Source organism: Alkalihalobacillus pseudalcaliphilus (assembly GCF_028610675.1).
Taxonomy (GTDB): Bacteria; Bacillota; Bacilli; order Bacillales; family Bacillaceae_D; genus Alkalihalobacillus; species Alkalihalobacillus pseudalcaliphilus.
Genome location: NZ_JAQQWS010000009.1, coordinates 58,694 through 71,744 on the forward strand (window position 1 = coordinate 58,694; position 13,051 = coordinate 71,744).

The 13,051-nt window shown below is 36.0% G+C and carries 14 protein-coding genes; 4 read left to right on the plus strand and 10 right to left on the minus strand.

Annotated elements, in window-relative coordinates; genetic code table 11:
* Nucleotides 1–7: 7 nt before the first annotated feature.
* The 9 genes from PQ479_RS16575 to PQ479_RS16615 all read right to left on the minus strand — a co-directional run bounded on the left by PQ479_RS16575 (nt 8) and on the right by PQ479_RS16615 (nt 9,236).
* Nucleotides 8–868: a LicD family protein gene (locus PQ479_RS16575; RefSeq protein WP_047987013.1), complete on the minus strand. Its 861-nt coding sequence runs from the start codon at nt 866–868 to the stop codon at nt 8–10.
* The gene (locus PQ479_RS16580) at nt 843–1,688 is read right to left on the minus strand and encodes a LicD family protein (RefSeq protein WP_047987078.1); all 846 of its coding nucleotides are present in this window, start codon (nt 1,686–1,688) and stop codon (nt 843–845) included. Before PQ479_RS16580 ends, PQ479_RS16575 begins: the two co-directional genes overlap by 26 nt.
* A gap of 26 nt (nt 1,689–1,714) precedes the next feature.
* Nucleotides 1,715–2,539 carry a glycosyltransferase gene (locus tag PQ479_RS16585; protein ID WP_047987012.1) on the minus strand — a complete coding sequence of 275 codons (825 nt, stop codon included), beginning with the start codon at nt 2,537–2,539 and terminating at the stop codon, nt 1,715–1,717.
* On the minus strand, nt 2,532–3,404 hold the full coding sequence (locus PQ479_RS16590) for an NAD-dependent epimerase/dehydratase family protein (protein WP_047987011.1): 873 nt from the start codon (nt 3,402–3,404) through the stop codon (nt 2,532–2,534). Before PQ479_RS16590 ends, PQ479_RS16585 begins: the two co-directional genes overlap by 8 nt.
* On the minus strand, nt 3,401–4,024 hold the full coding sequence (locus PQ479_RS16595) for a sugar transferase (protein ID WP_047987010.1): 624 nt from the start codon (nt 4,022–4,024) through the stop codon (nt 3,401–3,403). The genes PQ479_RS16590 and PQ479_RS16595 overlap by 4 nt, the downstream gene beginning before the upstream one ends.
* A 126-nt stretch (nt 4,025–4,150) precedes the next feature.
* Nucleotides 4,151–5,971, minus strand: a complete 1,821-nt coding sequence (locus PQ479_RS16600; protein WP_047987009.1) for a polysaccharide biosynthesis protein — start codon at nt 5,969–5,971, stop codon at nt 4,151–4,153.
* Nucleotides 5,972–6,010: 39 nt separating this feature from the next.
* Nucleotides 6,011–6,895 (minus strand): UTP--glucose-1-phosphate uridylyltransferase GalU, encoded by an 885-nt coding sequence (gene galU, locus PQ479_RS16605; protein ID WP_047987077.1) that lies wholly within the window; start codon nt 6,893–6,895, stop codon nt 6,011–6,013.
* A gap of 247 nt (nt 6,896–7,142) precedes the next feature.
* Nucleotides 7,143–7,913 carry a tyrosine-protein phosphatase gene (locus PQ479_RS16610; protein WP_047987008.1) on the minus strand — a complete coding sequence of 257 codons (771 nt, stop codon included), beginning with the start codon at nt 7,911–7,913 and terminating at the stop codon, nt 7,143–7,145.
* A gap of 387 nt (nt 7,914–8,300) precedes the next feature.
* Nucleotides 8,301–9,236, minus strand: a complete 936-nt coding sequence (locus PQ479_RS16615) for an LCP family glycopolymer transferase (RefSeq protein ID WP_083991137.1) — start codon at nt 9,234–9,236, stop codon at nt 8,301–8,303.
* Nucleotides 9,237–9,413: 177 nt separating this feature from the next.
* Between PQ479_RS16615 and PQ479_RS16620 the strand changes: the two genes are divergently transcribed.
* From PQ479_RS16620 to PQ479_RS16635, 4 genes are all read left to right on the plus strand, one after another.
* On the plus strand, nt 9,414–10,127 hold the full coding sequence (locus PQ479_RS16620) for a YveK family protein (protein ID WP_047987006.1): 714 nt from the start codon (nt 9,414–9,416) through the stop codon (nt 10,125–10,127).
* Complete coding sequence (locus PQ479_RS16625) at nt 10,120–10,812, plus strand: CpsD/CapB family tyrosine-protein kinase (RefSeq protein WP_047987005.1); 693 nt, start codon at nt 10,120–10,122, stop codon at nt 10,810–10,812. The genes PQ479_RS16620 and PQ479_RS16625 overlap by 8 nt, the downstream gene beginning before the upstream one ends.
* 118 nt (nt 10,813–10,930) lie before the next feature.
* Nucleotides 10,931–11,728 carry an SGNH/GDSL hydrolase family protein gene (locus tag PQ479_RS16630; protein ID WP_047987004.1) on the plus strand — a complete coding sequence of 266 codons (798 nt, stop codon included), beginning with the start codon at nt 10,931–10,933 and terminating at the stop codon, nt 11,726–11,728.
* A 362-nt stretch (nt 11,729–12,090) separates the two neighbouring features.
* Nucleotides 12,091–12,228, plus strand: coding sequence for a hypothetical protein (locus tag PQ479_RS16635; protein WP_273717100.1), 138 nt, complete (start codon nt 12,091–12,093; stop codon nt 12,226–12,228).
* Nucleotides 12,229–12,676: 448 nt separating this feature from the next.
* On the opposite strand, the gene PQ479_RS16640 is transcribed toward PQ479_RS16635, so the two are convergent.
* Nucleotides 12,677–13,051 (minus strand): LPXTG cell wall anchor domain-containing protein (locus PQ479_RS16640; RefSeq protein ID WP_273717101.1); only part of this gene is annotated, 375 nt, incomplete at its 5' end.

The window sequence follows — 13,051 nt, forward strand, 5'->3', positions numbered from 1 at the left end:
TTATAAACTAGTAAGTTTCATTTAACTTCACATCTATTACTCCATGATGTGGAACTTGCTCCTTGAGTGGTGGCAACTTCATGTAGTCGCCATATAAATTCCGTAAAACCTTATCATAATTTCTAGGTATAGGAAATTCCATACCCTCAAATTCACCTAATATTACATTATAAAATTCTTCTCTTTCCATCATATAGGCATAATATCTTTTTTTTGTAGCTCCATTAGTTAAATGCGTAATATACTTAGTATTTTTATCATTAAACAAACACGCTACTTTTGTATGAAGGTTGTCCGTAACTGATTTAGGGATAACCTTCGATAATAAGTATAATATTATTCTTACAACTCTCTCTACATAGCTCTTTCTATTAATACACCTCTTAAATACCCTTGAACCATTTAGTTTGATTAAGAATGAAAACATAAACTGATATAACTTCCTTTGAATAGTTCCAATTACTGTATTGGGCTTAACATTGTCTAAAGGCATTAAACTTATTGATACCCCATGATGCATATCAAATTCTTTATATACTTCTTGCAAACATACAGTTCCATTTTTTCTTAATTTACCACTTTGTTTAAAATACCTTTTGTCTGTTTTATAAGTTTGCATAAAATATCTAGTATCTAATTCATTATCACAGACACTTAAAAACTTATCATAATCCTCTCGCAATAAACAAATATCAATATCATCGTCCCAAGGAATAAACCCTTTATGACGAATAGCTCCCAATAAAGTTCCTGCAAATAATTGATACTTAATATTATGCTTCTTACAGATCCGATCAAACTCTAATAATATTTCTAACTGTACCTTTTGAACTTCTTTAATCTCAACGTCTAAGTTTATGAACTTCATTTTTAAACCCCTTATAGTCTTGTTCTGTATCCACGTATATTGCATGAACGGGGTATTGATCCCGTATATTGGACTGTGGGATTTTCATATAATCTCCGCCATACCTTACCTTTAAATACTTATCAACCTCTTGAGGTACTGGTAAATTAAGCCCTGAGAATTCCATATATAGAGGAGCACCTAGATAATCCTTTGGAAAGGAAGTATTCTTAAATCCAGCTCTACCGAAAAAGTGTCCAACTAAAGAAGTTTCAGATGAATTATACCTTCTCACATTTTTTAGCAAGCCATCAAATATAACACCTTTAATCAATATTCTTGAAAGAAGCATAGATATTTTTTTCACTTTACTATTGGTTATATAACCTCTTTCCGCTAAGGTTTTAGTTGTTATTAATCTAGCAGAAACGTATTGAATATACCTTAAAACCTTATTATCGACAGTATTATTTAAACACATAATATCAATAAAGAACCCTTTATGCATTTCTCTATTTAATGAGTAGTCTTCAATATAAGTTGTGTTATTCATTCTAATTTTCGAAAAAAATAATGGCCACTCTTTAGTATTCTCTTTTTGTAGAAAGAATTTATCCGTATCTAAGTGTTCTTCGCATACATCTAGAAATTTAATATAATTATTATAAGTCATAAAAACATCAAAATCGTCGTCCCAAGGAATAAAACCACTATGCCTAACAGCTCCTAAAGCAGAACCGCCCATTAAGTAATATGTAATATTATGTTCATTACAGAAATCATCGAAATATTTAACTATTTCAACTATTTTATTTTGAACATCTACCATTTTCATATCCATAATTGCACCAACCTTTATATTCAATGCTAATTTTCTCTTAATAATTTCTTATACAATATGGCTCTTATTTTATTCGGTAACATTAACCTAACAATAATTCTAGTAACATTATTATAAATATAGGTAGGTATAGAAATAACCTTATTTTTGAGCATAAAATCAAATAAACGTTTTTGAGTCATAAAATAAGCCCACCCGCCTCTCCTTTGGAACGTATCATCATTTACTCTCATATACAACAGCTCTTCATCTATATTACCAAATTCACATCCATTTATTAACATCCTAACCCAAAGATAATAATCTTCATTCAGATACCATTCTTTATAACTCCCAGATTCAATCACTTTATCCTTTCGAAACATAACACTTGGATGATTAAATGGACTTTTTGTTTTCATAGTTTTTTTTATATTTATATCTTTTGTAGGTACTATTCGTTTACTTAATATCTTATTTATATTATTACTAAACTCAGCTATATTGGAACCAACCAAACTGGTATTGGGATTACTTTTTAGATAAGATAATTGTTTTTCACACCTATCTTTCTTTGATATATCATCAGTATCCATTCTTGCAACAAAATTATTTCTACATCTCTCCAATCCTATCTCCAGAGCTTTCCCCAAACCTTTATTTTCCTTAAGGGTAATCACATTCAAAATTCCAGTATCTCCAAATTCCTTTAATGTACTCTCCAATTCTTCCGTTAAGGGACCATCTTTTACAATTATAATTTCATCCGGTTTAACTGTCTGTTTAACCATACTTTCAATACTTTGATATAGATATAAAGGATTTTCCTTAAAATAAACAGACATAAGAACACTGTATTTTACGTCACTCATGAGCATCACTACTTTCTGTCCTTATCAAAGACTGTCTCAAATCTACTACTTGATAACCTTGTACTTGATTACTGATAGAAAAGTCATACCTTAAATTTCCAAATATTTTATCTAACAATAAAGACCTCCCAATTAACACTTTAATAATTGGATTAAATACTTTTGTAAGTATTATTGTTTTATCATGAATTTCTACTATAAGCTTCACCATTTCACTTGTTTTCACATATTCTTTATTTTGTGGAAAAAAAGTACCTCGATCAATATTATCTATAATTATACGAACAAACTCACATAAATTATCAATATGTAGCATACTTCTCTGATTATCGATATCAGGAAAAACCGGAGTTATTCTAGCTAGTTTTGCCAACTTAGCATAATTCCCCTTAGAATCTTTCCCATAAATCATCGGAGGTCGAATTATAACGATACGGAAGTTATCATCTTCTAATCCTTTAATCCCTTCTTCAGCCTGCAACTTACTATTCCCATAAAAGTTAGTTGGCTTCGGAATTGTCTCTCTTGTAATTGGGTTCTCCACCGTTGATGCATCACCATAAACAATAATACTACTCATAAAAATAAATTGTGACACACCATCAGCTTTGGCTTTCTTAGCCAGCTCTATTGTTAAATCACGATTAACCCGATAATATAATTCTTCCATCTTTGGATCTGTGGATACATGAGCAATTCCAGCCAGATGCAAGATTACATCATAGTGACCGAAATCTACATCTTTCCACAAATCATCTCTTACACTTATCGTATCTACCATATATTCATTCGGACTTTTACCTAGCCACCGAATAACATTCTGACCAATGTAACTGTTCTTTCCTGTAATTAGAATTCTTTTCATTTCGCTTGCTTCTCCTTAGTAAAATCTGAAGCTCTTCCTGTTCCGCCTTCAACCACACCATCACTTTTAACAACACTTAATACGGTACCGAAGAAACATTTCACATCCATCTTTAAGCCCATATTTTCGATATACTCTCCATCTAGCTTGGCTTTTACATCTATCGGTAGTTCATCACGACCATTGATTTGTGCCCATCCTGTTAAGCCTGGCAGTACATCATTCGCTTTATATTTGTCACGTTCTCTCATTAGATCATATTGATTCCATAGAGCTGGACGGGGGCCGATAATACTCATATCCCCTTTGAAGATATTCCAAATTTGCGGAAGCTCATCTAATGATGTCTTTCTTAAAAATTTACCTACTCTCGTAATAAATTGGTCTGGATCCTTTAATAAATGTGTCGGTGTATCTTTTGGTGTGTCAATCTTCATCGTTCTGAATTTATAAATGTAGAAGTGTGATTTGTGAATACCGATTCTTTTTTGTTTGAAAAAAATAGGTCCCTTTGAATCTAACTTAATTGCTAGAAATAATAAGAGAAAAAATGGGGACAATATGACTAAACCTACAAACGATAAAAAGATATCACCTAATCTTTTAAGCTTAATATACATGAGACGACACTCCTATTTCTCTTTTTTTAATAAGTCAACAAGGAACAACCCGTCAAGGTTACCTCTTATTCACTTATCAAATAAAAAATCCACTCACAGTTGAATGGATTATTTATTGACTTGTCTTTATTTAACTTGTGCAGCTACCATTAAATCCTGCACTCTAAAATTAGAGATGTCTAATAGTTTCTTTCTTAGAATTTCTCTATCTTCCTGTAAAAAGCTTTCTAATAAATCATACGTCACATTAATATTAACCGGCGGAGTCTTCCCACGATAAATCTTCGGATACACCTGCTCTGAATGCACTTCATCCTTACTTAACAGTTCTTCAAACATTTTCTCACCTGGACGCATCCCTGTAAAGGTAACCGGAATTTCTTCCTCTGTGTATCCAGATAAACGAATTAAGTTTTTCGCTAAATCGACGATTTTAACTGGTTCTCCCATATCGAGGACGAATACTTCGCCACCTTCTGCCAAAGAACCTGCCTGTAAGACAAGTCTTGAAGCTTCTGGAATTGTCATGAAGTAACGAATCATGTCTGGGTGTGTGACCGTTACCGGTCCACCGTTTTTAATTTGCTGTTTGAATAACGGAATCACGCTACCGCGACTACCGAGTACATTACCAAATCGGACCGCAACGAATCGTGTATCACTGATCATATCCATATGCTGAACAATCATTTCTGCGATTCGTTTCGTTGCTCCCATTACACTGGTTGGATTGACCGCCTTATCGGTTGAAACCATCACAAATGTATTAACACCTGTAGAGCTAGAAGCCTCAGCGACATTTTTAGTGCCAATGACGTTATTTTTAACGGCTTCTTCAGGGTTTCTTTCCATTAAAGGCACATGCTTATGGGCAGCGGCATGGAAAACAACATGTGGTTGACGCTGCTCCATTATCGCAAATATCTTCTCGCGATCCTGAACATCAGCAATTTCTGTATCAATATTTAAGTCAGGAATATTCCTTCTCAATTCCATTTCAATCGAATAAATACTGTTCTCACCATGACCTAATAATACGAGCTCCTTAGGAGAAAAACGAGCAAGCTGTCGGCAAATCTCCGAACCAATTGAACCGCCTGCACCTGTAACAAGAATGGTTTTATTCGTAATATAATCAGCAATACCGTCGATATCTAATTTTACAGGATCTCGTCCAAGTAAATCTTCAACCTCAACATCTTTAAAGTGATTGACAGATACATTACCTAACATCAAATCTTCAATTCTAGGTAAGATTTGCGTTTTTGCTTCTGTCTTCGAGCATTCTTGAAAGATATGCTGTAAATCGATTCGTTTTAACGATGGAATCGCAATGACGATATGCTCGATTTTATATTCCTCTGCTAGTCTCGTAATATCTTTAGTGCTCCCTAATACCGGAACATCTAATATTTCTAGATTCACTTTATTCACATCATCATCAATAAACCCTACTGGATCAAGCTCTGGTTTTTCATTATGTTTTAACTGTCTTACGATCATCGTACCGGCATTTCCAGCACCAATAATTAACGTCCTTTTCCCTTTAAATTTTGGTTTCATATATGTATCTCGATATAACCTCCAGGCAAACCGAGAACCACCAATTAAGAGAACATGCATCATCCACGTAATCACAAGTGTCCGTAATGACACATTTGTAAATAGAATCGCCTGCATTAACGCTGTTAAAACGATCGAGCACGTGACCGCATAAAATATATTGGTAAGCTCATTGACACTTGCATATTGCCAAGCTTTTTTATAAAGCTTAAAAACTCCTGCAAATACATGGTGACTCACTAGTAAAATGATAGAACTTATCATTAATATCGAAGACAACAAATTCCCAGAAGGACTTAATAAAAAGAAGCTTATAAAGATGGATGTCATCACAATGAGTGAATCTACACCAATTAGTAAACCTAGACGCTTCTTATATGACATAGGACCCTATCCCCTCTCTCCATCAAACTCATAGTGGAATTACACCTTTAAGTCTTCTGCTTGTTGAATATAGCTTTTCATTGCTTGAATTAAGTCATCCTTTAACTCCGGACGCTGCATCGCAAAGTCTAATGTCGTTAACACAAACCCTAACTTCTCACCAACATCATAGCGACGTCCGTCAAAATCAAAAGCATAAACACCTTGCTGCTCATTCAAACGTTGAATCGCATCGGTTAATTGGATTTCACCACCTGCCCCAGATTCTTGATTCTCTAATAAATCAAAAATTTCTGGTGTCAGCAAGTATCTGCCCATAATCGCTAAATTAGAAGGGGCTGTTCCTTGCACTGGCTTTTCAACAAAACGCTCTACCTCATAGGTTTTGCCCATTTGTTTCGATGGGGCTACAATCCCATACCTATGTGTTTCTTCTTCAGGTACGGTTTGCACTCCAATCACTGACGCACCCGTTTTCTCATAAACATTGATCAATTGCTTCGTACAAGGAACTTCTGCTTGAACAATATCATCACCTAATAAAACAGCAAAAGGCTCGTCTCCAATGAACTTACGGGCACACCAAACGGCATGTCCTAATCCCTTCGGTTCCTTTTGACGAATATAATGAATATCAACTTTAGATGTTGCGACGACTTTATCAAATAACTCAAGTTTTTGTTTTTCAAGCAGATTTTGTTCCAACTCAAAGGCGTGATCGAAGTGATCCTCAATCGCACGTTTCCCTTTTCCCGTCACAATTATAATATCTTCAATACCAGCTTCTACCGCTTCCTCGATAATATATTGAATCGTTGGTTTATCAACAATCGGAAGCATTTCCTTTGGCATTGCTTTAGTTGCCGGTAAAAATCTAGTCCCTAAACCAGCGGCTGGAATAATCGCCTTTTTTACTTTTTTCAACATTTATTTCACTCTCCCACAGATACGATCATGTTATATGTACTGAATTGAATATTCTCAAAAAAGAGATCCCTCTTTCAGGAAATCTCTTTTTTGAGAAATCAAAAGTTTATGGGCATTAAACCCACCCTCACACTATACCTTTGGTAACAGCTCGTACCTAAGGTGATTTGTTCAAATAAACCCACAGCATAGTCGAGTACCTCCAGCGATAAAGGCGAGGAGATATTGCCTTGTTACTCTTAAATTAAAAGATACCAAATAGTTTCTTTTTCCGTATTGGTGATGGATGGTCAACGATCAATGCTTTATTATTCAAAATTCTCTCAGCATTTTCTTTGTACTGTGATACGATTTCTGATCCAAATTCAGACTGTAAGACCTCATATGCTTTCTTCATACGAAAAGGCCTCGTTGTCACATTATGGGCGTCTGAGGCAATCATATGGGTTAAGTTATGCTCAATGAGCTGCTTCGTAAATTTCTGAATATTTTTCCCGTTATCACCTGTTAAGCTTGAGCTCGTAATTTGTGTATAAACCCCACTATTAACAAACTCATATAATAAAGAAGAATTCTGAACGATTTCACTATTTCTTTCCGGGTGTACAATGATCGGATAATATCCCGCTACCTGAAGCTGATAAAACAATGTCTTCGCATAGCGCGGAACGTGGTTTGATGAAAACTCGATAAACACATATGTACCTAAATCAGCCATCGATAAGGCAATACCTTCTTGTAACTCTCCAACAAGTTCACCGTGTATACGAAGCTCATGTCCAGGATATATGGTCAAAGGAATATCTGCTTCGCTTAAAGCCCTGTTGAGTTCAGTTACTTTATCCCGAATAAGTGCCGCTTCATTTTTCCGAAAGGAAGGGTGGGAATAATGTGGTGTGGCAATGATCGACGTTATTCCTTCCGCAACAGCCTCTCGGGCCATTTCTAAACTATCATCTAATGTTTTGGGGCCGTCATCGACACCAGGTAAAATATGACAATGTGTATCAATCATGCTACAACCTCCAATCTCTATAGACATTTAAAAGACTTATATCAAAAGTTCTATCTATTTATCAAAAAATGTCATTCTATTGTATTTGAGTTAATTATCCTTATGACATTCACCTAAACCTATCAAAATGGTAATAGAAAAGTCCTACACAATTATATTATTACACTTATAAATTGTATAGGTTTTTTCAAGGTTTTTTCCAAACTATTTATCATTCTTCTAAAATACTACAAATTTTGATAGATTTATAGGCTTATCTGGAATTTCCATACTTTTTCGCAATATTCGATACTTTCGTAGGGCACGTACCTTCGAATGAAAACGCTTTTCTTCTTCTAAAAAGTGTCATTTGTCATAAGACTGTCTAGCCAAAAAACAGCGTCCACACTATTGTGTAGATGCTGTTTCTTGGTTGTCTAACTCTAAATGGGCTCGTAATTCTTGAATAACTCGGTTTCTTTCCTCATCAGGAATCGCTAAATAATAAATACCATCAATTCTAGTCCCAGACCCTGTTATCTCCATTTGTTCAACACTCTTTGCTGCATTTCGATAATTGGATTGGATCGCCCACATCCTGTTTAAATCCATATCCGTACGTACCGAGCCTCCAACCGCATCAAGGATCTTCCCTGCACTTGTAATCGAGCTAAAGCTCGCTCCTTCTTTTATGACTGCCTCAACAATTTCACGTTGACGGTCATTACGACCGAAGTCACCGCGTGGATCTTCATATCTCATACGAGAATAGGCAAGTGCTTCTTCTCCATTTAAAAATAACTCTCCTTCAGCAAAATGCATACCATCTTGATTAAACGAGAAGGAATTATCGACATGAACGCCGCCAATCGCGTCGACTAAGCCTTTAAATCCTTCCATATTAATACTTGCATAATGATCAATAGGAATGTTCAGAAAATTTTCGACCGTATTAATTGTCATTTCCACCCCACCGAAGGCATAGGCATGATTGATTTTATCTTGGAAACCTTTACCGATAATTTCTGTTCGTGTATCACGCGGAATACTAAGCATCTTCACCGATTCTTCTTTCGGGTTCACCGTCATCACAATAATGGTGTCCGAACGACCACGGTGATTGTCTCCACGCGAGTCAACACCAGCAATTAAAAAAGCCATCGGATCTTGCTCTTCCATATCAACTTCTTTGTCGCGCTTCTCTGAAATTTCTCGTCCTTCAATCGGTTCATGCATTCTTTCAGATGTATTACTAATTGAATGATAAATATAGAAACCATAGCCGACGACAGCTAGAAACATGACGACTAAAACAATACCAGCTACTTTTAAGACTTTTTTCACAGTGAAATTTCCCCTTCTTTCTACCAATTTCTTCACTAGACTTTTCCACTTTTCCATTATAATCGATTTATTCTATTAACAGCAAATGGATTTTTCTCTTTTCAGACAGACAAATTGTGATATAATTTGATGTGGTTATACACGTTACCTACTGTGGAAGGAGTTTTTCTGAAAATTATGGAAGAAACAATAAGCTTACAGGATATTTTTACAACCTTGAAGAGGCGATTAAAATTATTACTTATTATCCCTCTTATTGCTCTTGTATTAAGCGGATTACTTAGTTATTTTGTCCTAACGCCGATTTATCAAAGTACAACACAAATATTAGTCACGCAAACAAACAATGAAAACTTAACTCAAACCGATATTCGAACCAATGTAGAAATTATTAATACATATCGTGAAATCATTAAAAGCCCTGCGATTTTAGATTTAGTGATTCAAGAGCTGAACCTAGATTTATCTGTTGGAACATTAAGTGATATGTTAAATATCGCCAACGAAAATAATTCACAGGTTGTTCGTATAGCTGTGGAGCACGAAAATCCAGCGATGGCTGCTAATATCGCTAATACAACCGCAGAAATCTTCCAAGATCGTGTCGTTGAATTAATGAATGTTGACAATGTTAATATTTTGTCACCAGCGGTTGTCAGTGATAATCCGTCTCCTATTAAACCGAACCCGACATTAAATATGGCGATTGCTTTTGTCGTTGGATTAATGGCTGCGGTTGGACTTGCTTTCTTATTAGAATATTTGGATCCAACAATTAAGTCTGAGGAAGAAATTGAAAAGCTACTTGGCTTACCATTACTCGGAGTCGTACCTAACATGGATGCAGAATTTCAAGATACCAAGAAAGGAAGGGGTAACCGACATGGCTAGACGTGAATTAAAATCAAACGGAAAAAAAAGAGCTCTGATTACACACGAGAAGAAAAAGTCACCGATTTCGGAGCAATTCCGCACGATTCGGACTAATATCGAATTCTCTTCGGTCGATAAAGCGATCAAGACATTACTTGTCACTTCCTCTGGACCAGGGGAAGGTAAATCAACAACTACGGCGAATTTAGCAATTGTCCTTGCCCAAAATGGTAATAGCGTATTATTAATTGATGCCGACTTACGTAAACCGACGGTCCATCATACGTTCGGAATTTTAAACACAAGAGGTTTGACTAGTCTTTTAACGAAAAAAGCGGAGTCTGATAAAGCGATTCAAGAATCAGAGATTGAGAATCTATCGATTTTACCAAGTGGTCCGATTCCACCGAATCCAGCAGAGCTGTTAAGTTCAAAAACGATGGAATTATTATTAGATTCATTTACTCAGCAATTTGATATCGTTCTATTAGATACACCACCTGTGATGGCTGTCACAGACGCTCAAGTATTAGGAAATAAGGTTGATGCTTCTGTATTAGTTGTCTCAAACGGCAAAACGGATCGTAACCAAGCGGTTAAAACGAAGGAATTGTTAGAATCGACTTCATCAAAGCTTTTAGGTGTTGTCTTTAACAATAAAGAGGTTAAAAAAGGACATTATTATTACTATTACGGTGAATAATATTTTTCCTAATATAAGCTTCCCATACTCTCGGAAAAGTATGGGTTTTTTTCAAACATACGAGTAGGTCTTTTGACTCTCTTTTCTTTTTTATAATCTCATACGAGGAGGGATTCACATGAAGAATTGGTTATTAAGTGGATTTGTGGTCGCCTGCTTAGCCATATTAGTATTTAGTCATCAGCAATACCAAAACAAACTCGACACGATTGCTAGTTCGAGTACGGATGTGACTGATGGGTTTTCTGAAGATTCTGGTGAAGGTGATAATAAGCATTCGACTGATGACTCAAGTGAAGTAGGTGATTCCGAGATTTCGAGTGATAGTTTAGTTAGTGAAATTTTGGAAGGTGAAGATACGTTACGTGTAGCGATTTTCGGCTCGGATGCATTAGGTGGAGATCACACTTATGCATGGCCCCATTTATTAGAAGAACACCTACTTGAATGGTTAGGTGACAATCAAGTTGAACTTACCACAACAGAGGTGGATTTAGTAGCCTCCAGTACAATTGTTCATGCAGATTTTGTTTCTGAGCTATTAGAATCGGAACCAAATCTTTTAATTATTGAACCGCTTGTTCTAAATAATGTTCGTGTATTTGGTACAATCGATGTTCAAGAGACATTAAATGATTTGCATGAGCTTATCCAATTGATTGATGCACAAGCTCCCGATTTAACGGTTGTCGTTACGCCTTCTAATCCAATCCATAACCCTACTACTTATGATCAAGATATTGCTGCTTTAGAAGCTTTTGCAGCCTCTGAGAACTATTTATATGCCAACCATTGGCAAGCATGGCCAGATCCACATGCAGATGAAATGAAAGACTATCTAAGTGAAGGCCGTCCAAATGAAGCGGGGCATCAAGTCTGGGCTGAGTATATCTTTGATTATTTAACAAGAGAATAATGAGTTGTTTGAAAGAGTGAGAGCCTAGGCTTTTGCTCTTTTTTTATTGGACCTCTTAAGAGATTTCTTGGAGATACAAGGCCACGGGGGCTTTTCTATCATTCTAGGATGATTGGACAATTAATACTAACTTCATTTTTTTCGAATGGATTTAGCATTTTTTATTTTAATGTTTATCTTTTTGAAAAAAGGGAAAAAGAGATAGAGATATCTTGAAGTCACGCTTTTTCTATGACTTTAAATTACAACAAAAATAAAAATAGACTATTTACCTATCAAATAAAGTGTGAGTAGAGAATATTTATATGTTATAATTATGTTAGAATATTTAGATAATTAAATGAATAGAAGGAGATGATTGTATGCCAATACAGGAAATGAGATCGATTTGGACGCCATTAGCACTTGTTCGTGTTCGCTTTTTCAGGTCAGATGATGGACAAGTTTACATTAAGGTTGGTAACCGTCGTCGCCGTAAATTCATGAATAGTAAGGATTGACGATTTAATGGGTTGTGCAATTATTTAATTTGATACGGATATTACTGAAGGAGCGATGGAGCTTCTTCAGTTTTTTATATGAAAAATTGACTTAGGGGCGATAGGTTGTACTTACGGTTCCGTATACGGCGGTTCCATTTAAGTCTGACGCAGATTATCATATCTTTCAATCATACCTTTTAGCCCTTGAGGACTCTAATAGGCATTATCAAGGGTTATGTGTAGGATTGGACTTTCCAAAACCCTCCAGGATTCTTTTCCCTAGCCTTGTATGAGATTCATGTCCCTAGGAGCAGAAATTTGACGCTGGCTTCCTTCAGGTAATCAAATCACCTTGATTACCCTTGCCTTGAGCTACTGTTACTACTGCCTTCACAGTTCGGAACTTTCCCATGCCCAGCACACCAAAAAGGGTGTAAAGCTATTTACTAGCTCTACACCTCATTCCTTAAGATAGAAAAGACTTTTTAACGCGACCGTAAACCGTCATCGTCCCACCAATAAGCAACGCAGCTGCACCAGCTAACATCATCGCCCAATTATTAGTCGCCGTATCAGGTAAACGCTCACCCTCTTTTTCCTTATCCCCAGCAGAAACCTCATCCTCACTAATCAAATTCGGCTCCTCTGAAGATCCACCTTCCTCGGTATCATCTTCTTCTTCTAGCTCTTCTTCTTCTAGCTCTTCTTCATCTTCCTCGCTGTCATCTTCTTCTAGCTCTTCTTCCTCTTCCTCGGTATCATCCTCTTCTTCTAGCTCTTCTTCATCTTCCTCGCTGTCATCTTCTTCTAGCTCTTCTTCCTCTTCCTCGGTATCATCCTC

Excerpts from the sequence above, each read along its gene's own strand:
- PQ479_RS16625 (WP_047987005.1), top strand. The coding sequence starts at position 10,120 with ATGGCTAGACGTGAATTAAAATCAAACGGAAAAAAAAGAGCTCTGATT.
- PQ479_RS16580 (WP_047987078.1), bottom strand. The coding sequence starts at position 1,688 with ATGGATATGAAAATGGTAGATGTTCAAAATAAAATAGTTGAAATAGTT.
- PQ479_RS16635 (WP_273717100.1), top strand. The coding sequence starts at position 12,091 with ATGCCAATACAGGAAATGAGATCGATTTGGACGCCATTAGCACTTGTT.
- PQ479_RS16585 (WP_047987012.1), bottom strand. The coding sequence starts at position 2,539 with ATGAGTGACGTAAAATACAGTGTTCTTATGTCTGTTTATTTTAAGGAA.
- PQ479_RS16610 (WP_047987008.1), bottom strand. The coding sequence starts at position 7,913 with ATGATTGATACACATTGTCATATTTTACCTGGTGTCGATGACGGCCCC.
- PQ479_RS16600 (WP_047987009.1), bottom strand. The coding sequence starts at position 5,971 with ATGTCATATAAGAAGCGTCTAGGTTTACTAATTGGTGTAGATTCACTC.
- PQ479_RS16620 (WP_047987006.1), top strand. The coding sequence starts at position 9,414 with ATGGAAGAAACAATAAGCTTACAGGATATTTTTACAACCTTGAAGAGG.
- PQ479_RS16630 (WP_047987004.1), top strand. The coding sequence starts at position 10,931 with ATGAAGAATTGGTTATTAAGTGGATTTGTGGTCGCCTGCTTAGCCATA.
- PQ479_RS16590 (WP_047987011.1), bottom strand. The coding sequence starts at position 3,404 with ATGAAAAGAATTCTAATTACAGGAAAGAACAGTTACATTGGTCAGAAT.
- PQ479_RS16575 (WP_047987013.1), bottom strand. The coding sequence starts at position 868 with ATGAAGTTCATAAACTTAGACGTTGAGATTAAAGAAGTTCAAAAGGTA.
- PQ479_RS16595 (WP_047987010.1), bottom strand. The coding sequence starts at position 4,024 with ATGTATATTAAGCTTAAAAGATTAGGTGATATCTTTTTATCGTTTGTA.